Origin of the sequence: Streptomyces amakusaensis (assembly GCF_039532665.1) — a bacterium.
Classification (GTDB): Bacteria; Actinomycetota; Actinomycetes; order Streptomycetales; family Streptomycetaceae; genus Streptomyces; species Streptomyces amakusaensis.
This window is the reverse complement of sequence record NZ_BAAASB010000003.1, coordinates 537,274-555,846: the sequence shown is the minus strand read 5'-3', so window position 1 is coordinate 555,846 and position 18,573 is coordinate 537,274. Positions and strand designations below refer to the sequence as shown.

Below are 18,573 nucleotides of genomic sequence, written 5' to 3'. Positions count from 1 at the left end.
TTGAGGGGTTAAGGCTCCCAGTAGACGACTGGGTTGATAGGCCGGATCTGGAAGCACCGTGAGGTGTGGAGGTGACCGGTACTAATAGGCCGAGGGCTTGTCCTCAGTTGCTCGCGTCCACTGTGTTGGTTCTGAAACCACGAACAACCCTGTCTTTGGCCGGTTGGGTTGTGTTTGTTTGTTTCATAGTGTTTCGGTGGTCATAGCGTTAGGGAAACGCCCGGTTACATTTCGAACCCGGAAGCTAAGCCTTTCAGCGCCGATGGTACTGCAGGGGGGACCCTGTGGGAGAGTAGGACGCCGCCGAACAATTTTTAGCCTCAGTCCCCGGACACATTGTGTCCGGGGACTGAGGCATTTTTGCGTTCAAGACCTTTTCTCCTTTCTGGGTAACGGACTCTCGATACGGACCCACGGACCCACGGACCCTGGGTACGGACCGCCGGAGCCGGGACACGGCCCCGGCGTGGTTCTCCTCTCCCTCGTACAGGCCTACAGGTGCACGGACAGCGTCTGTTGTACGGCGGGACACCGCACTGCTCTCTCCCGTCTTCTCTCCCGCTGGGAGGGACCTGAGGGGGTAACGCGAAGGCCCGGTCACCGGGCCCGCTGTCGCGGGTTGGTGACCGGGCCTTGGTAACCCTGGTGGTGAGGCCGGTCAGTTGGCCGGGGCACCGGAGGGGGGCTCGGTGCCGTAGCCGGGGAGGCCGGCGGCGCGGGCGAGTTCGAGGTCGAGCGCTTCGCGCCGGATGCGCTGATCGATGTAGAGGAGAACGGTCACGCCCGCGGAGACGGGGGAGGTGATGGCGGCGGCGATGACCCCGCCGATGCCGGTGATGGTCAGGAACTGCCAGCCGAAATCGGGGGTGCGGCCGGCCATGAGGTCGCCGATGCCGCTGCCGTCCGCGATGAAACCGATCACCGTGAACGGTACGGCGATGACCAGCGTGACGAGGAGCGTGATGACCAGGGTCAGCAGGATGATGCCGAAGATCCGCCACCAGGCGCCCTGAACGAGCTTGGCCGAGCGGCGCAGTGAGGCGATGACGCCCTGACGCTCCAGCATCAGAGCGGGCGATGCGAGGACGAACCGGATGTACAGCCAGATGACGACGGCTATGGCCGCGATCGTTCCGAAAGCGAGGAGAGTCCGGCCGGCCGTGCCGCCCACCAGCATGCCGGGGAGCAGACCGACCACGGTCACGGCCAGGGCGATGGCCGGCATCAGCGCGATGAACCCCAGCAGTTGGGGCAGCCTCGGCCGGGCCTCGCGCCAGGCCTCCGCGAGGGTGACCGGACGGCCCAGTACCGAGCGGCTCATGACGATGGTCAGCAGCGCCGTGGTGAACAGCGTCACGATCATGGTGATGATCATCGTCGGCACCAGCTCCAGAAGGCTGGCCTGGAGGTATTCGACGCTCTGGCGCAGTGCTTCGGCGGAACCCGGCTTGGCGTCGACCCGTACCGGATCGGGCGTCAGGTAAAGGCTCGTCAGGGTGTTGGCGATCTGGGCGATCACGGAGATGGTGACCGTGATGGTGAGCACGGTGCGCCAGTGGCGGCGCAGTGTGGAGACCGCGCCGTCGAAGATCTCGCCCATGCCGAGGGGGCGCAGCGGGATGACGCCCGGCTTGGCGGCCGGGGGGTGCTGCCAGCTGTTGTAGGGCCGACCGCCGCCGCCCCAGCCCGGGTTGGGCTGGGGTGGGGGAGGCCCGTACTGGCCCTGGCCGGACGGCGGGGACCACTGGCTCGGCGGCGGTTGGTTGCTGGACCACTTCGTGGAGGGGCCGGTCGCGTCGGAGGGCTCGGCGGGCCGTGGCACGTCCGCGTTCTGGCCTTCGGAGTGAGCGGATCCGGGCGAAGCCCAGCCCGGAGTGTCGTTCACAGTCGTCCACCTCATGGATTGGTTGGGGATTCGGTTCGGCGAACCGACGAGTGCGCGGGGCCGTCCGTGTGTCAGTTCGGCAGGCCGGCAGCCCATCGTGCCACGCGGGGCCTGCCGGTGGGCGGGCCCCCGTATCTCGTTCGTGCCTTCATTGTGGGTGGCTCAGCGGGCAGACTGAGCGGATGGCTGATCAGTACGCGCACGACGAGGCACGTGACGAGCCGTTCAGGACGCCGGTGATCCGCTGGGAGGAGTCTCCCGGCGGGCCGGTGCTGACCTTGCTCGACCAGACGCGACTGCCCGCCGAGGAGGTCCGGCTGGTCTGTGCGGATGTGCCCGCGCTGGTGCGGGCGATTCAGACGCTGGCCGTGCGGGGTGCGCCGTTGCTGGGCATCGCGGGGGCCTATGGGGTCGCTCTCGCGGCGGCGCGGGGGAGGGACGTGGAGGAGGCGGCGGTGCTGTTGGAGCGCTCGCGCCCCACGGCGGTGAATTTGGCGTACGGGGTGCGGCTGGCGGCCGATGCCTGGCGGGCGGCGGCGGGGAAGGGGGCCGAGCGGGCCGCCGGTGCGGCGCTGACGGCCGCGCGGGAGCTGCACCGGAGGGATGCCGAGGCCAGCTCGGCGATGGCCGGGCACGGACTCGCTCTGCTGGATGAGCTGCTTCCGGGCGGCGGCGGTCACCGGATCCTCACGCACTGCAATACCGGGGCCCTGGTGTCGGGCGGCGAGGGGACGGCGTTCGCGGTGGCGCTCGCCGCGCACCGTGCGGGCAGGCTGCGCGGGCTGTGGGTGGACGAGACGAGGCCGCTGTTGCAGGGGGCCCGGCTGACCGCCTACGAGGCGGCTCGCAACGGTCTGCCGTACACCCTGCTCACCGACAACGCGGCGGGGTCGCTCTTCACGGCGGGGGAGGTGGACGCGGTGCTGATCGGGGCCGACCGGATCGCCGCCGACGGTTCCGTGGCGAACAAGGTGGGCAGCTACCCGCTGGCGGTGCTGGCCAAGTATCACCGGGTGCCGTTCGTCGTGGTCGCGCCCACGACGACGATCGACCCGGGCACCGCGGACGGGGCGTCGATCGTGGTGGAGCAGCGGCCCGGACGCGAGGTGACGGAGCCGCCGGGGGTCGGCGGGGGGCTCGTGGTCGCGCCGCCGGGGACTCGGGCGTACAACCCCGCCTTCGATGTCACACCACCGGAACTGGTGACCGCGATCGTGACCGAGGAGGGGGTCTTGTCCCCGGTCACCGGGGGCGGAATAGCGGCTCTGTGTGCCAGGTCACGCCAGGTCACGATTAGCTAATGGGATGATGTCGATTATGAAGGGACGAGTCCTTGTCGTCGACGACGACACCGCACTGGCCGAGATGCTCGGGATTGTGCTGCGTGGTGAAGGTTTCGAGCCGTCGTTCGTAGCGGACGGTGACAAGGCACTTGCTGCTTTCCGTGAGGCCAAGCCGGATCTGGTGCTGCTGGATCTCATGCTGCCCGGACGGGACGGCATCGAGGTGTGCAGGCTGATCCGCGCCGAGTCCGGGGTGCCGATCGTGATGCTCACGGCCAAGAGCGACACCGTCGATGTGGTGGTCGGGCTGGAGTCCGGCGCCGACGACTACATCGTCAAGCCGTTCAAACCGAAGGAACTGGTCGCCCGTATCAGGGCGCGATTGAGGAGGTCCGAGGAGCCGGCGCCGGAGCAGCTGGCGATCGGGGACCTGGTCATTGACGTGGCTGGGCATTCGGTCAAGCGCGAGGGTCAGTCCATCGCGCTGACCCCGCTGGAGTTCGATCTGCTGGTGGCCCTGGCGCGCAAGCCGTGGCAGGTGTTCACCCGCGAGGTGCTTCTGGAGCAGGTCTGGGGGTACCGCCATGCCGCCGACACCCGGCTGGTGAATGTTCATGTGCAGCGGCTGCGGTCCAAGGTGGAGAAGGATCCGGAGCGTCCGGAGATCGTGGTGACCGTCCGTGGTGTCGGTTACAAGGCCGGGCCGAGCTGATATGCGTCAGGGCAGCGTTGCTCCGGAGCCCGGGGACCCGGGAGTCCGTGGGGGGCGGGCTGCCGGTCCGGGTCGTGGGCCGTCGCGTTTCGGTCGTCCGCCGCGTGGCGGACGACCGGGCGGGTCCGGCGAGGCCGGACGTCTGATGGTCAGGTTCGCCATGCGCTGGATTCGGCGTCCGCTGCTGCCGGCGATCCGGCTGTGGCGGCGGAACATCCAGCTCAGGATTGTGGTGACCACGCTGCTGATGTCACTCGGCGTGGTGGTTCTGCTCGGTTTCGTCGTCATCGGGCAGGTGCGCAACGGTCTGCTCGAGGCGAAGGCGAAAGCCGCGCAGAGTCAGGCGGCCGGCGGGTTCTCGGTGGCCCGGGAGCGGGCCAATGAGCCGGTCGACCCCGGTGGGCAGGACGGCCGGGGCACGGACGACGGACGGACCGCGTCCAGTTCCTGGCGCTCCGATCTGGTGGAACAGCTCGCCAGCGGTGGGCAGGGCGCGTTCAACGTGGTGGCGCTGAGCGCCGAGTCCGAGGGCGCGGGCGCCAGCCGGGGTCCGCGGACCTCCGGCGGTGTCGACATCGCGTCCATTCCCGAGGCGCTGCGGACCTCCGTGGGCCAGGGGACCGGGACGTACGAGACGTACATCCAGATCATGTACAAGAACGACGAGCACGAGCCGGAGCCGGGCCTGGTGGTCGGCACCCGGCTCAATGACGCCGACGGTGAGCCGTACGAGCTGTACTACCTCTTCCCGCTGGCGCAGGAGGAGGAGTCGCTCAACCTGGTCAGGACAACGCTCGCCACGGCGGGGCTGTTCGTGGTCGTGCTGCTGGGCGCGATCGCCTGGCTGGTGGTGCGGCAGATCGTGACGCCGGTGCGGATGGCGGCCGGGATCGCGGAGCGGCTCTCGGCGGGGCGTCTCCAGGAGCGGATGAAGGTCACCGGCGAGGACGACATCGCCCGCCTGGGTGAGGCCTTCAACAAGATGGCCCAGAACCTTCAGCTGAAGATTCAGCAGCTGGAGGAGTTGTCGCGGATGCAGCGGCGGTTCGTCTCGGACGTCTCGCACGAGCTGCGCACCCCGCTGACGACGGTCCGGATGGCGGCCGATGTCATCCATGAGGCCCGTAAGGACTTCGATCCGATCACCGCGCGCTCCGCCGAGCTGCTCGGGGATCAGCTCGACCGTTTTGAGTCGCTGCTCTCCGATCTGCTGGAGATCAGCCGCTTCGACGCGGGAGCCGCCGCGCTGGAGGCCGAGCCGATAGATCTGCGCGAGGTCGTACGCCGGGTGATCGGCGGTGCGGAGCCGCTGGCCGAGCGGAAGGGCAGCCGGGTGCGGGTGGTCGGCGACGAGCAGCCCGTGGTCGCGGAGGCCGATGCCCGCCGGGTCGAGCGCGTTCTGCGGAATCTGGTCGTCAACGCCGTCGAGCACGGTGAGGGACGGGACGTGGTGGTCCGGATGGCGGTCGCGGGCGGTGCTGTCGCGGTGGCCGTGCGGGACTACGGCGTGGGTCTGAAGCCGGGCGAGGCGACGCGGGTGTTCAATCGCTTCTGGCGGGCCGACCCGGCTCGGGCGCGTACCACCGGTGGTACCGGGCTCGGGCTCTCGATCGCCGTCGAGGACGCCAGGCTGCACGGCGGCTGGCTCCAGGCGTGGGGTGAGCCCGGTGGCGGCTCGCAGTTCCGGCTGACGCTGCCGCGTACGGCGGACGAGCCGCTGCGGGGCTCGCCGATACCGCTGGAGCCCGAGGACTCGCGGCAGAACCGGGAGCGCGCCGCGGTCGGCGAGCCGAAGAGCAGTGGGCAGCTGCTGACCTCCGTACCCGCTCAGCAGGTGTCGGCCAGGTCGACGCTGCCCGCGCCGCCGGCGGCGTGCCCGTCGGGTGTGGACCCGGCGGCGCTGCCGGGCAGTGGCGCCCGGGTGGTGGCGCGGGGGGCCGAGCGGGCGGACGGGCCTGCCGTACAGACATCGCCGGACCGGGAGGACAGGACTCGTGGGCGCTGATCTCCGTCGTAGTCGTCGGGACCACCGGGGCGGGCTGCGCCTCGGCGCGCTGCTCGGTGGCAGCGGGCTGCTGCTGGCGGGCTGTGCCTCGATGCCCACCAGCGGTGATGTGCGGGCGGTCAAGGCGTCTCCCCGCGCGGACTCGCAGGTGCGGGTGGAGGCGGTGCCTCCGCGCAAGGGGGCGACGCCCGACGAGGTGGTCACCGGTTTCCTTGAGGCGATGACCAGTGACGACGCCAATTTCGCGACGGCGCGTACCTATCTGACGCCCGAGATGTCGAAGAAGTGGCGGCCGGAGGCCGGTACGACGGTGCTGGCCGCCGCCCCGGATCCGGGGGTGCAGACGCCGGGCGGGCGGGACAATCCGGGCGTGGACTATCCGCTGCTCGGCCAGCAGATCGCCACCGTCGACGCCGAGCACGCGTATCAGGCGATCTCGCCCACCGAGTACCGCAAGACCATTCATCTGTCCCAGCTGAGCGGTGCCGAGGGCAGGGAGTGGCGTATCGACAATCTGCCGCCCGGCCTGGTGCTCGGGGCCTCCGACTTCCAGCGCAACTACCGGGCGGTCAATAAGTACTACTTCGCCGACGGGCGTCCCACGGTCGTGGCCGATCCGATCTTCATACGGCAGCGGACGGATCCCGTCACCCGGATGGACCCGGTGACCCAGTCGGTCAAGGCGCTGCTGGACGGGCCGACGAGCTGGCTGGAACCGGTGGTCGAATCGCCCTTCCCGCCGGGCACGGCGCTGAAGAAGGGCGTCACCTCGCTGACGTTCGACGACCGCAACACCCTGAAGGTGCCGCTCAACGAGAAGGCGTCGGGCATGGAGCGGACCCAGTGCAACAGGATGGCGGCGCAGATCCTCTTCACCCTGAAGGATCTGTCGTCGGCCCGGGTCGACGAGGTGGAGCTGGAGCGTTCGAACGGCACCTCGCTGTGCGCGCTGCCCAGCGGCCAGGAGGAGGGGTACGCGCCGGACCACTCCTCGACCAGGGCCGGCAATCAGTACTTCGTGGACGAGAAGGGCCAGCTGGCCGTGTTGCCGGACGAGGCCGAGGACAAGCCGGAGCATGTGCTCGGGCCCTTCGGCGACGGCCGGCACCGGATGAGCCAGGTCGCGGTGGCCCGGGACGAGAGCACCGCCGCCGCGGTCTCCGAGGACCACCGGCAGCTGCACGTCTCCTCGATCAGCTCCGAGGGCGCGGTGCCCGCCATGGTTCTGCGGAGCCGGGGCGTGGCTCCGCAGAACCGTCTCTCCGCGCCCAGCTGGGACGGGCGCGGCGATCTGTGGATCGCCGACCGGGACCCGGCGCGTACGGCGCTCATGCGCTTCGAGGACGGCGCGGGCCCGGCCACGGAGGTCGGGTTCGCCCAGGGGCTCGGCGGCGCGCGGATCGAGTCGCTGAGGGTGTCGGCCGACGGCACCCGGATCGCGCTGCTCCTGACCGAGAAGGGCAGGACCGCGCTGAAGATCGGACGGGTGGAGCGCGAGGGGCCCAAGGACGACCCGGTGGTGACCATCGCGGAGCTGCGCCCGGCCGCTCCCCAGATGGAGACGGTGACCGCGGTGTCGTGGGCGGGTCCCAGCCGTCTCGTGGTGGTCGGCAAGGAGTCGGGCGGGGTGCAGCAGGTGCGCTACATCCAGACCGACGGCTCCAGCTCGCCCGCCGCCGTGCTCCAGGGGCTCAACAGTGTCAAGGCGGTCGCCGCGTCCGACGACGAGAGTCTTCCGCTGGTGGCCCACTCCGGCGGTGACGGAATCGTGCGGCTGCCCGCCGGGGCGAACTGGCAGACGGTGGTCACCAAGGGGTCCTCGCCCGTCTACCCTGGCTGACCGGTCGCTCGCGACGCCACTCCTGTGGAAAACCCCGGGTCCCGCTGACGGCGGGAGCCCGGGGTTTTCCACAGGAGTGGCGGGGGTTGTGGGCCCTTGGCACAGTGGTGGTCATGCGGGCGTGGTGGCGGGAGATCTCGGGCCTGGTGCTGCCGGTCGTGTGCGCGGGCTGCGGTGTTCCCCCGACACCGCTGTGCGCGGAGTGCGCGGCCGAGTTGCACGGCTTCGCCGCGCGCCGGGTGACACCCGATCCCGAGCCCCCGGGGCTGCCGGGGGTTCACGCGGCGGCGCTGTACGAGGACGCGGTGCGGGCGGTCCTCCTGGCTCACAAGGAGCGGGGTGCGCTGGGGCTGGCCCGGCCCCTGGGAGTGGCGCTCGCCGGGGCCGTGCGGGCGGGCTCGGTCGGCCCGCGGCTCTCCCGGCCCTCGCGGTCCTCGTCGTCCTCGCGGCCTGGGTCGCCGGTGCCGCCCCTGCCGCCCCTGCTGCTCGTGCCCGTGCCGTCGGCCCGGCGGGCGGTCCGGGCGCGGGGGCACGACGCGGCGCGCAGGATCGCCTTCGCCGCCGCGCGCGAGCTGCGGCGCGCGGGGACGCCGGCCCGCGTGCTCCCGGTGCTGAGGCAGCGCCGGGAGGTCGTCGACCAGGCGGGCCTGACGGCCCGGGAGCGGGTGGAGAACCTCGCAGGCGCCCTGGAGGCCGTGGCGGGTGCCGGGCGGCTGCTGGCAGGCGGCAGAACGGTCCTGGTGGACGATCTGATGACGACCGGCGCCTCACTGGCCGAGGCCGCCCGGGCGCTGCGGGCGGCCGGCGGAGGGAAGGTTCCCGGGCTCGCGCGGATGACCGCCGCGGTCGTCGCCGCGCCCTCCCCGCCCCGTGAGATAAATCGGATCCGCGTGAAATAAATCGGAACCGACGGGGAAGGTGCAACGTTGCAGCAAGTAAGAGCAGAAAATGCTCTGAACGGAGGTAGATGCTGGTAGCGGGTGCCGATATCCGCCCGATCGAGCTATGTTCGGTTGTGAGGATCCACGAAAAGGATGCTGTACCTCACCGAATGCACTGCCGTGCTCACGGCCAGGGATTTTGAGGCTTTAAACCTCGAAAGTTGGTGGGGTGGGGATCTTGTCGGCTGGGGAGGAGGAGGTGAAAGTCGCCTAGTCCGAGACCTCGGCACATTCACCGGGGTCTGGTGCAAGAGGGAGACGCTCCGCAGCCCGAGGGCGGGCGGAGCAATCCGGGAACGGAGTTCTGCGTGGACATCGTCGTCAAGGGCCGCAAGACCGAGGTGCCCGAGCGGTTCCGCAAGCACGTGGCCGAGAAGCTGAAGCTGGACAAGATCCAGAAGCTCGACGCCAAGGTGATCAGCCTGGACGTTGAAGTGTCCAAGGAACACAACCCGCGGCAGGCCGACCGTTCCGACCGCGTGGAGATCACACTCCACTCCAGGGGCCCGGTGATCCGGGCGGAGGCCGCGGCCGGCGACCCGTACGCAGCGCTTGACCTCGCCACCGGCAAGCTGGAGGCAAGGCTGCGCAAGCAGCACGACAAGCGCTACACCCGCCGTGGCAATGGCCGGCTCTCGGCGGCCGAGGTGCCCGATGTGGTGCCCGGAATCGCGGAGTTGGACGCCAACGGCCGTACCGCGTCGGAAGAACGGGCCGAGACCATTCCCACCACCAGGATCGGACCGCTCGAAGTACAGGGCGAAGGTCCGCTGGTGGTCCGGGAGAAAGTCCATGCCGCCGCCGCGATGACGCTCGACCAGGCGCTCTATGAAATGGAGCTGGTCGGGCACGACTTCTACCTCTTCGTCGATTCCGAGACGAAGCGGCCCAGTGTCGTCTACCGGCGGCACGCCTACGACTACGGCGTCATCCATTTGGAGACCGACCCGCTGGCCGGCTCCGAGGCGGCGTCCGGCGCCGGAGGGGCGCTCGGCGGCTGATCCCGCCGGCTCTCCCCCGCAGGCAGAAGCGGAGTTGAACGGTGCCCCCGACGCGCCCTGTGCGCCCTCGGGGGCACCACCGTGCGACCCTCGGAGGCATCGTCACGCCCTCCGGGCATGAAAGCATGGAAGCTCAAGGCCAACCCGTGCTCCACGCGCAGGCGTTGGCAACCTGATATGCCTTTTCAGGTCACTGCCTTCAGGGGGAGGAACGATGGCGGACAGCTTCGGGCCGGTGCACCACCACACGGCCGACGCCGCACACCCGGTCGCCGGCGCGGCGACCACGGGCGGCTCCCGTGCCGAGCCCATCCGGGTCCTGGTGGTGGACGACCACGCGCTCTTCCGGCGCGGGCTGGAGATCGTACTCGCGCAGGAGGAGGACATCCAGGTCGTCGGCGAGGCGGGCGACGGCGCGGAGGCGGTGGACAAGGCCGCCGACCTGCTCCCGGACATCGTGCTGATGGATGTGCGGATGCCCCGGCGCGGCGGTATCGAGGCCTGCACCTCCATCAAGGAGGTGGCCCCCAGCGCGAAGATCATCATGCTGACGATCAGCGACGAGGAGGCAGATCTCTACGACGCGATCAAGGCGGGCGCCACCGGCTATCTCCTCAAGGAGATCTCCACCGACGAGGTGGCCACGGCGATTCGCGCGGTCGCCGACGGGCAGTCCCAGATCAGCCCCTCCATGGCCTCCAAGCTCCTCACCGAATTCAAGTCGATGATCCAGCGCACCGACGAGCGCAGACTCGTGCCCGCGCCCAGGCTCACCGACCGGGAGCTGGAGGTGCTCAAGCTGGTGGCCACCGGAATGAACAACCGGGACATCGCCAAAGAGCTGTTCATCTCCGAGAACACGGTGAAGAACCACGTCCGCAACATCCTGGAGAAGCTTCAGCTCCACTCCAGGATGGAGGCCGTGGTCTACGCGATGCGGGAGAAGATCCTGGAGATCCGGTAGCGGCTCCGCCGCCCGGCACCTCCCGCCGGGCGGCTGCCGGGCGGGAGGCCGACCGCCCGGCGCGCGCTCAGCCGAGAGCCGCGACCAGGGGCCCGGCCAGCTCGGGCCGGTCGACGCGCTCCACCCGGACCGTGTCGCAGCCCACCCACTCGGCGGCCTCCCGCAGCGCCCTGGCCATCGGCTCCACCGCCTTCGCGGTGTCCAGCGACACCTGCCTGGCCACCAGCGTCCTCCCCTCGCGCGCCGGGTCGACCCGGCCCAGCAGCCGGCCGCCCGACAGCAGCGGCATCGCGAAGTACCCGTGCACCCGCTTGGGCTTGGGGACGTACGCCTCCAGCCGGTGGGTGAAGCCGAAGATCCGCTCGGTGCGCGCCCGCTCCCAGATCAGCGAGTCGAAGGGGGAGAGCAGCGTCGTGCGGTGGCGGCCCTTCGGAGCGGTCGCCAGCGCCGCCGGGTCCGCCCAGGCCGGCTTGGCCCAGCCCTCGACCGTCACCGGCACCAGACCCGAGTCGGCGACCACCGCGTCGAACTGCTCGCCCTTGAGCCGGTGATAGTCGGCGATGTCGGCCCGGGTGCCCACCCCCAGCGACTGGCCGGCCTGCCGGACCAGCCGGCGCAGACACTCCGCGTCGGTCGGCTCCTCCTCGCGCAGCACGGCCGGGATCGCCCGCTCGGCCAGGTCGTAGACGCGCTTCCAGCCGCGCCGCTCGGTGCACACCACCTCGCCGACCATCAGCGCCCGCTCGACGGCGATCTTGGAGGCGGACCAGTCCCACCACTCGCCGCCGTTCTTCGCGCCGCCCAGCTCGGTCGCCGTCAGCGGGCCCTCGTCGCGCAGCTGCTTGAGGACCGTCTCGTACGCGTCGTCCGGGAGGTCGTGGTGCCACTGGGGGCGGTCGCGGTAGGCGCGGCGGCGGAAGGCGAAGTGCGGCCACTCCTCGACGGGCAGGACGCACGCGGCGTGCGACCAGTACTCAAAGGCGTGGCCCTCGGTCCAGTAGGCGTCCTCGACGGCTCCGCGGCCGACCGCGCCGAGGCGGGCGTACGGGATCAGCTCGTGCGAACGGGCCAGCACCGAGATGGTGTCCAGCTGCACGGCTCCCAGATGCCGCAGCACACCGCGGACCCCGCCCCGCCGGTCGGGCGCGCCCAGGAATCCCTGGGCGCGCAGCGCCACCCGGCGGGCCTCGTCGGCGGAGAGTTCGGCGGCGGGAGGAGGCAGCGTCGTCATGTTCCGCACGATAGACGGCGGCACTGACAGCGCGCCGCCCCTTCCGCCGGTCCCCGGCCGTCGGCGCTCACCGGCGGGCCGAGCCGTCCGGGAGGCCGGCCCCGTCGCGGGCCGGGAGATACGCGTACGGGGAGGTCAGCCCCAGGTCGGAGGGGAGCAGCGAGCCGACCCAGGTGTCGCGGAGGGTGTCCTTGTTCAGCAGGCCCGCGCGCAGTGTCCCCTCGACGGTGAATCCCGCCTTCTCGGCCACGGCGCGCGAGCCGGTGTTCCCGACCTCGGCCCGCCATTCCAGCCGGGTCGCGCCGAGCCGGGTGAGGGTCCAGTGCGCGACCGCGCCCACGGCCTCCGTCATGATCCCGCGCCCCCGGTGGCCGGGGGCCGTCCAGTAGCCGATCTCCCAGGTGCCCGGGTGGGTGCGCAGGGTGACCGCGACCGAGGCCAGCGGCTCGCCGCCGGAGCGGTCCACGGCCGCGAAGGTGCACATCGTCGCCGTCTCCCAGCCGTCCGGGACCATCCGCTCGGTGTACTCGGCGGCGTGCTGTCGCTCGTACGGGGAGGGAACGGTGGTCCAGCGCCGGATGGCCGGGTCCTGACACGCCTGGAAGACCGCTTCCGTGTCGGCGGCGGTGAAGGTGCGCAGGCGGAGGCGCTCGGTGGTGAGCGTGACGGGTTCCATGAACGGATTCTGCTGGGGCCCCGTGACCGGCGCGAGCACTTTTCCCGCCGGGGCGGCACCTTCCGCCCGTCCCGGGCGTTCTCAGAACGGGTGACAGAAGGCCCGGCCGACCGCGGACCTCCCGACCCGGCGGGGTCCTCGCTTACGATGGCCGTTGCGGTGGGGCCCGCCTGCCGTGCCCGCGCCAGTGTCCACCACGACTCAGCCAGGCCCGATTCGGCAAGGAGACCAGCCTCAGTGTCCGTCTTCAACAAGCTCATGCGTGCAGGCGAAGGCAAGATCCTGCGCAAACTGCACCGCATCGCGGACCAGGTCAACTCCATCGAAGAGGATTTCATCAGCCTCTCCGACGCCGAGTTGCGGGCGCTCACGGAAGAGTACAAGGAGCGTTTCGCCGCCGGCGAAAGCCTTGACGATCTTCTTCCGGAGGCGTTCGCCACCGTCCGCGAAGGCGCCAAGCGCGCCCTCGGCCAGCGTCACTACGACGTACAGCTGATGGGCGGCGCGGCGCTGCACCTCGGCTATGTCGCCGAGATGAAGACCGGTGAGGGCAAGACCCTCGTCGGCACACTTCCGACGTATCTCAACGCGCTCTCCGGCAAGGGCGTCCATCTGATCACGGTCAATGACTATCTGGCCGAGCGCGACTCCGAGATGATGGGCCGGGTCCACAAGTTCCTGGGCCTGTCCGTCGGCTGCATCCTGGCGAACATGACGCCCGCGCAGCGCCGCGAGCAGTACGCCTGTGACATCACGTACGGCACGAACAACGAGTTCGGCTTCGACTATCTGCGCGACAACATGGCGTGGTCCCAGGACGAGCTCGTCCAGCGCGGCCACAACTTCGCCGTGGTCGACGAGGTCGACTCGATCCTCGTCGACGAGGCCCGTACGCCGCTGATCATCTCCGGTCCGGCCGACCAGGCCACCAAGTGGTACGGCGACTTCGCCAAGCTGGTGAAGCGGCTGAACAAGGGCGAGGCCGGGAATCACCTCAAGGGCATCGAGGAGACCGGCGACTACGAGGTCGACGAGAAGAAGCGGACCGTGGGCATCCATGAGTCCGGCGTCGCGAAGGTCGAGGACTGGCTCGGCATCGACAACCTGTACGAGTCGGTGAACACCCCGCTCGTGGGTTACCTCAACAACGCCATCAAGGCGAAGGAACTCTTCAAGAACGACAAGGACTACGTCGTCATCGACGGCGAGGTCATGATCGTCGACGAGCACACCGGCCGTATCCTCGCCGGCCGCCGCTACAACGAGGGCATGCACCAGGCGATCGAGGCGAAGGAAGGGGTGGACATCAAGGACGAGAACCAGACCCTCGCCACGATCACCCTCCAGAACTTCTTTCTCCTCTACAACAAGCTGTCCGGGATGACCGGTACGGCGATGACCGAGGCCGCCGAGTTCCACCAGATCTACAAGCTCGGCGTCGTCCCCATCCCGACCAACCGGCCGATGGTCCGCAAGGACCAGTCGGACCTGATCTACCGGACCGAGGTCGCGAAGTTCGCGGCCGTCGTGGACGACATCGCGGAGAAGCACGAGAAGGGTCAGCCGATCCTCGTCGGCACCACCTCGGTCGAGAAGTCCGAGTACCTCTCGCAGCAGCTCAACAAGCGCGGCGTCCAGCACGAGGTGCTCAACGCCAAGCAGCACGACCGTGAGGCGATCATCGTCGCCCAGGCCGGCCGCAAGGGCGCTGTCACGGTCGCCACCAACATGGCCGGCCGAGGCACCGACATCAAGCTCGGCGGAAACCCGGACGACCTCGCCGAGGCGGAGCTGCGCCAGCGCGGCCTGGACCCGGTGGAGAACGTCGAGGAGTGGGCGGCCGCCCTGCCGGCCGCGCTGGAGCGGGCCGAGGGCGCCGTCAAGGCGGAGTTCGAAGAGGTCAAGGACCTCGGCGGCCTCTATGTGCTGGGCACCGAGCGGCACGAGTCGCGCCGTATCGACAACCAGCTGCGCGGCCGTTCCGGCCGTCAGGGCGACCCGGGCGAGTCCCGGTTCTATCTCTCGCTCGGCGACGATCTGATGCGCCTCTTCAAGGCCCAGATGGTCGAGCGCGTGATGGCCATGGCGAACGTCCCCGACGACGTCCCGATCGAGAACAAGATGGTGACGCGCGCGATCGCGTCCGCCCAGTCCCAGGTCGAGCAGCAGAACTTCGAGACGCGTAAGAACGTCCTGAAGTACGACGACGTCCTCAACCGGCAGCGCAAGGTCATCTACGGCGAGCGCCGCCGGGTCCTGGAGGGCGAGGACCTCCAGGAGCAGATCAGCCACTTCATGGACGACACCATCGACGCCTACATCCAGGCGGAGACGGTCGAGGGCTTCGCCGAGGAGTGGGACATGGACCGCCTGTGGGGCGCGTTCAAGCAGCTCTACCCGGTGAAGGCCGACATCGAGGACCTCGAGGAGGCGGCGGGGGACCGGGCCGGCATCACGGCCGAGTTCATCGCCCAGTCCATCAAGGACGACATCCACGAGCAGTACGAGGAGCGCGAGAAGCAGCTCGGCTCGGACATCATGCGCGAGCTGGAGCGGCGTGTGGTGCTCTCCGTCCTCGACCGCAAGTGGCGTGAGCACCTCTACGAGATGGACTATCTCCAGGAGGGCATCGGCCTGCGCGCCATGGCGCAGAAGGACCCGCTGGTGGAGTACCAGCGCGAGGGCTTCGACATGTTCACCGCCATGATGGACGGCATCAAGGAGGAGTCCGTCGGCTATCTGTTCAACCTGGAGGTCCAGGTCGAGCAGCAGGTCGAGGAGGTCCCGGTGGCGGACTCCGCGCAGCGGACCTCGCTGGACAAGAAGGACGCGGTGCCCGCGGCGCGTCCGGAGATCCGGGCCAAGGGCCTGGAGGCTCCCCAGCGTCCGGACCGGCTGCACTTCTCCGCTCCCACCGTGGACGGCGAGGGCGGCGTGATCGAGGGCGACTTCGACGCCGACGGCCAGCCCGCCCGCTCGGAGGCCGACGGTCTGACCCGCGCCGAGCGCCGCAAGGCGCAGAAGACCACGGGTCGCCGCCGCAAGAAGTAGGGTCCCCCCGCCCGGCGGGAGGGACGGGGTGCTGAGCACCCGGCAGCGGGCCGGACGCCATTCAGGCGTCCGGCCCGCTGTTTCGTCTTCCCAGGGGCCGCCGAGGGCCGCGGACGGCCCTCAGCGGGCGGCGGTGACGCGTTCGCCGCCCAGCTCCACGGCGGAGCAGCGCCAGCGCTGGTCCCGGCCCTGTTCGAGGCGGAAGGCCATCGCGCTGACGCGGTCTCCCGAGCCGATGCGGGCGAACGCCTCGATGACACCCGGTCCGGGGTGGTACTCGCCGCAGTGCCGGACGACCGGGGTCACCCGGTCCGCCGGGAGCAGGGGCGCTCCCGGGGCGAGGCGCACCAGCTGCTCGTAGGCGTCGCCGATGGTGTGGCCGAGCATCCAGTGCACCGGGCGCTGGCCGCTGAGCACGGCGAGCAGCCGGTCGGCGAACCAGTAGTGCGGGCGCTGCCGCCGGGCCCGGGCCGTCGCCGACGCCGTGACCCCGGCGGGCCGCCGCCGGTCGTGCCGGCCCGCGGGCCTTGTCCTGTTCATGCGTGTCCCCCCTGTGCACCGGACCCGACCCGAATGAATACCGGTCGGTAACTTGTTGGGTGACCTTCTACGGGGTCAACCGCGCCGCCGCAATGGGCGCGCGGCCCCGGGCCGGCCCGCCGGAAATTCACCCGTCCGAGTGCGCAACCATCGCTCCGCCCCTGGTCGGGGCGGGGAGCGAGAGCGCCCGGCGGGGTCCGGGACGGCTGTGCGAGGGGCGACGGCGGCAGCCCGAAAGAGTTACCCCGCACGTATCCTGAGGGCGTCTTCCGACTACGAAAGCGGCCAGCCATGCGCGTGTACGTCCCCCTGACCCTCTCCGGTCTCGCAGAGGCGCACATGAAGGGCGAACTGGGCCCCGGCCCGGTGACCGCGTACGGCGTCACCCCGGGGCTGCGCGAGTGGTACGCCTCCGACGACATCGAGGAGCTGGAGTACGCGGCGCTCGGCCGGGCCGCCGCCGCCTCCCTGCGCCTGATCGCCGCTGCGCCCGGCGGGCCCGCGCGGCGGGTCGTCGTGGCCGTGGACGTACGGGACCAGGACGTGAGCGGCGCCCCCGACCGGGCCCCGGAGCCCGGCGAGCCGGGCGAGGTGCGGATCGCCGCCGCCGTGCCGCTGGCGAAGGCCGCCGCGGTCCACGCGGACGCGGACGGCGCGGTCGGCGATGTGACCGCCGCGGTCCGGGCGCTGGAGGCGGCCGACCGGGGCGACCGGGACGCCCTGTCCACCGTGGACGGCGCGGAGGACCACGAGCTGCTCTGGTACGGGGTCCAGGAGATCCCGAACCTCGTCGGCCGGGCCTGAGCCCGGTCTGACCCGGGTCCGCTCTGACCCGGGTCCGGGCCGAGCCGCTCGCCGGGCGCGGAGGGCGGGCGAAATGGCGGGCCCATTGTCAGACCGGGCGGGTACGGTTTTGGCATGGGGAATCACAGCGGGGCCCCGGGGAGCCCCGGGACGCATCTGGTCTGGGACTGGAACGGCACGCTGCTCGACGACGCGGTGGCCATCGTCTCCGCGACCAACGCGGCGTTCGCGGAGATCGGCCTCGCGCCGATCACGCTGGAGCGCTACCGGGAGCTGTACCGCATCCCGATACCGCGGTTCTACGAGAGCGTGCTCGGCCGGCCGCCGACGGCCGCCGAGTGGGAGATCACCGACCAGGTCTTCCACCGCCACTACAGCGAGCGGCGGGTGGGCTGCGGGCTGACGGACGGCGCCGAGCGGCTGCTCAAGGAATGGCGGCTGGCCGGCCACAGCCAGTCACTGCTGAGCATGTACGGGCACGAGGAACTGGTCCCGGTCGTGCGGGGCTATGGCATCGAGAGCCACTTCATACGGGTCGAGGGCCGGACCGGGCCCTCCGGGGGCTCCAAGGCGCCGCACATGCGACGGCATCTGGAGGCGCTGACGGAGACCGTCTCCCCGGAGCGCACGGTGGTCATCGGCGACGCGCTGGACGACGCGGTGGCGGCGGCCCACGTGGGCGCGCGGGCGGTGCTCTTCACCGGCGGCTCGCACAGCCGCGCCAGCCTGGAGGCGGCCGGGGTGCCCGTGGTGGACACCCTGGAACACGCGGTGGAGGAAGCGATACGCCTGGTGGCCTGAGCCACCGCGAGTCGCCCCGCCCGCCACCGGCCGTGCCGGTCTCACAGGCACCGGCGGAGACCGGCCCCCGAGGGCTGGGACCCGAGGGCCGGGACCCGCCGTGCGCCCCTTCCCGCCGCCTCCCCGCTCCCGGCTCAGCCCTTGGCGCGCAGCACCTTCAGGAATTCCCGCATCCACGCCGGGTGGTCCGGCCAGGCGCGGGAGGAGACCAGGGTGCCGTCCACCACCGCCTCCGAGTCCTGGAAGCTCGCGCCTGCCGCCTGCATGTCCAGCTCCAGCGCCGGATAGGCGGTGACCCTGCGGCCCGCCAGGCCGCCCGTCGCCGCCGTCAGCAGCGGGCCGTGGCAGATCTGGGCCACCGGCTTGTCGGCGTCGAAGAACGCCTTGGTGATCTTGCGCAGCTCCGGGTCGTTGCGCAGATACTCCGGGGCCCGCCCGCCCGGGACGACCAGCGCCGTGTACTGCCCGGGGTCGACCTCGGAGAAGGCCAGATCGGCCTCCCAGGTGTAACCCGGCTTCTCGGTGTAGGTGTCAAAACCCGGCTCGAAATCGTGCACCACGAACTGGAGTTTCTTGCGCGCGGGAGCCGCGATGTGCACCTCGTACCCCTCCTCCAGCAGCCGCTGGTACGGGTAGAGGACTTCCAGGGACTCGGCCGCGTCGCCGGTGACGATCAAGATCTTCGGTGCCATGAGCTGCTCCCGCTTCTCGGACTGGACCGCTTCGGATGGCCGCAGTGTGCCGTGAGTCATCCCGAAGGGCCCATCGCACCCCTTATGAGGCATGTGAAACCGGACACACGAGGCCGCGGGGAAACGAGGTTCGCGGTGGCGCGGAAC

15 protein-coding genes and 2 rRNA genes are annotated in these 18,573 nt (G+C 70.5%); 12 read left to right on the top strand and 5 right to left on the bottom strand.

The genetic code is table 11. The features are described 5' to 3' along the window. Positions 1-105, top strand: a 23S ribosomal RNA gene (locus ABD371_RS35835); the annotation flags it as partial. 87 nt (positions 106-192) lie between these two features. Then, a 5S ribosomal RNA gene (gene rrf, locus ABD371_RS07595) occupies positions 193-309 on the top strand. A 349-nt stretch (positions 310-658) separates the two neighbouring features. Here rrf and ABD371_RS07590 read toward each other — a convergent pair. Then, positions 659-1,885, bottom strand: coding sequence for a DUF7544 domain-containing protein (locus tag ABD371_RS07590; protein ID WP_344474067.1), 1,227 nt, complete (start codon positions 1,883-1,885; stop codon positions 659-661). Positions 1,886-2,067: 182 nt separating this feature from the next. Between ABD371_RS07590 and mtnA the strand changes: the two genes are divergently transcribed. From mtnA to ABD371_RS07555, 7 genes are all read left to right on the top strand, one after another. Beyond that, positions 2,068-3,186, top strand: coding sequence for an S-methyl-5-thioribose-1-phosphate isomerase (gene mtnA / locus ABD371_RS07585; protein ID WP_344474065.1), 1,119 nt, complete (start codon positions 2,068-2,070; stop codon positions 3,184-3,186). 4 nt (positions 3,187-3,190) lie between these two features. After that, on the top strand, positions 3,191-3,880 hold the full coding sequence (gene mtrA / locus ABD371_RS07580) for a two-component system response regulator MtrA (RefSeq protein WP_187438793.1): 690 nt from the start codon (positions 3,191-3,193) through the stop codon (positions 3,878-3,880). A gap of 1 nt (position 3,881) precedes the next feature. Beyond that, entirely contained in the window at positions 3,882-5,885 is a 2,004-nt protein-coding gene (gene mtrB / locus ABD371_RS07575; RefSeq protein WP_344474059.1) for an MtrAB system histidine kinase MtrB, read from the top strand. Beyond that, positions 5,875-7,725 (top strand): LpqB family beta-propeller domain-containing protein, encoded by a 1,851-nt coding sequence (locus tag ABD371_RS07570; protein ID WP_381733357.1) that lies wholly within the window; start codon positions 5,875-5,877, stop codon positions 7,723-7,725. Before mtrB ends, ABD371_RS07570 begins: the two co-directional genes overlap by 11 nt. A 113-nt stretch (positions 7,726-7,838) precedes the next feature. Continuing rightward, entirely contained in the window at positions 7,839-8,624 is a 786-nt protein-coding gene (locus ABD371_RS07565; RefSeq protein ID WP_344474057.1) for a ComF family protein, read from the top strand. Positions 8,625-8,974: 350 nt separating this feature from the next. Next, positions 8,975-9,667 carry a ribosome hibernation-promoting factor, HPF/YfiA family gene (gene hpf / locus ABD371_RS07560; RefSeq protein WP_344474056.1) on the top strand — a complete coding sequence of 231 codons (693 nt, stop codon included), beginning with the start codon at positions 8,975-8,977 and terminating at the stop codon, positions 9,665-9,667. Between the two features lie 214 nt (positions 9,668-9,881). After that, positions 9,882-10,631: a response regulator gene (locus ABD371_RS07555; RefSeq protein ID WP_344474055.1), complete on the top strand. Its 750-nt coding sequence runs from the start codon at positions 9,882-9,884 to the stop codon at positions 10,629-10,631. 67 nt (positions 10,632-10,698) lie between these two features. Here the strand turns inward: ABD371_RS07555 and ABD371_RS07550 are convergent, their stop codons facing one another. Together ABD371_RS07550 and ABD371_RS07545 are read right to left on the bottom strand one after the other, a co-directional pair. After that, positions 10,699-11,862, bottom strand: a complete 1,164-nt coding sequence (locus tag ABD371_RS07550) for a winged helix-turn-helix domain-containing protein (RefSeq protein WP_344474054.1) — start codon at positions 11,860-11,862, stop codon at positions 10,699-10,701. 67 nt (positions 11,863-11,929) lie between these two features. Further along, positions 11,930-12,538, bottom strand: coding sequence for a GNAT family N-acetyltransferase (locus tag ABD371_RS07545; protein ID WP_344474053.1), 609 nt, complete (start codon positions 12,536-12,538; stop codon positions 11,930-11,932). 237 nt (positions 12,539-12,775) lie between these two features. Between ABD371_RS07545 and secA the strand changes: the two genes are divergently transcribed. Beyond that, positions 12,776-15,589, top strand: a complete 2,814-nt coding sequence (gene secA / locus ABD371_RS07540) for a preprotein translocase subunit SecA (protein WP_344474052.1) — start codon at positions 12,776-12,778, stop codon at positions 15,587-15,589. Between the two features lie 120 nt (positions 15,590-15,709). Here secA and ABD371_RS07535 read toward each other — a convergent pair whose 3' ends face one another. After that, entirely contained in the window at positions 15,710-16,129 is a 420-nt protein-coding gene (locus ABD371_RS07535) for an Rv3235 family protein (protein WP_344474049.1), read from the bottom strand. A gap of 291 nt (positions 16,130-16,420) precedes the next feature. Here ABD371_RS07535 and ABD371_RS07530 point away from each other — a divergent pair, with 291 nt between their 5' ends. Further along, positions 16,421-16,933, top strand: a complete 513-nt coding sequence (locus ABD371_RS07530) for a DUF6912 family protein (protein WP_344474047.1) — start codon at positions 16,421-16,423, stop codon at positions 16,931-16,933. A 114-nt stretch (positions 16,934-17,047) separates the two neighbouring features. After that, on the top strand, positions 17,048-17,734 hold the full coding sequence (locus ABD371_RS07525) for an HAD family hydrolase (RefSeq protein ID WP_344474045.1): 687 nt from the start codon (positions 17,048-17,050) through the stop codon (positions 17,732-17,734). 134 nt (positions 17,735-17,868) lie between these two features. Here ABD371_RS07525 and ABD371_RS07520 read toward each other — a convergent pair whose 3' ends face one another. Next, entirely contained in the window at positions 17,869-18,426 is a 558-nt protein-coding gene (locus ABD371_RS07520; RefSeq protein WP_190125677.1) for a DJ-1/PfpI family protein, read from the bottom strand. Between the last annotated feature and the right edge of the window lie 147 nt (positions 18,427-18,573).

Coding starts and splice junctions, on each gene's coding strand:
- mtnA (WP_344474065.1), top strand. CDS start 2,068: ATGGCTGATCAGTACGCGCACGACGAGGCACGTGACGAGCCGTTCAGG.
- mtrA (WP_187438793.1), top strand. CDS start 3,191: ATGATGTCGATTATGAAGGGACGAGTCCTTGTCGTCGACGACGACACC.
- mtrB (WP_344474059.1), top strand. CDS start 3,882: ATGCGTCAGGGCAGCGTTGCTCCGGAGCCCGGGGACCCGGGAGTCCGT.
- ABD371_RS07565 (WP_344474057.1), top strand. CDS start 7,839: ATGCGGGCGTGGTGGCGGGAGATCTCGGGCCTGGTGCTGCCGGTCGTG.
- ABD371_RS07555 (WP_344474055.1), top strand. CDS start 9,882: ATGGCGGACAGCTTCGGGCCGGTGCACCACCACACGGCCGACGCCGCA.
- ABD371_RS07550 (WP_344474054.1), bottom strand. CDS start 11,862: ATGACGACGCTGCCTCCTCCCGCCGCCGAACTCTCCGCCGACGAGGCC.
- ABD371_RS07545 (WP_344474053.1), bottom strand. CDS start 12,538: ATGGAACCCGTCACGCTCACCACCGAGCGCCTCCGCCTGCGCACCTTC.
- ABD371_RS07535 (WP_344474049.1), bottom strand. CDS start 16,129: ATGAACAGGACAAGGCCCGCGGGCCGGCACGACCGGCGGCGGCCCGCC.
- ABD371_RS07530 (WP_344474047.1), top strand. CDS start 16,421: ATGCGCGTGTACGTCCCCCTGACCCTCTCCGGTCTCGCAGAGGCGCAC.
- ABD371_RS07525 (WP_344474045.1), top strand. CDS start 17,048: ATGGGGAATCACAGCGGGGCCCCGGGGAGCCCCGGGACGCATCTGGTC.
- ABD371_RS07520 (WP_190125677.1), bottom strand. CDS start 18,426: ATGGCACCGAAGATCTTGATCGTCACCGGCGACGCGGCCGAGTCCCTG.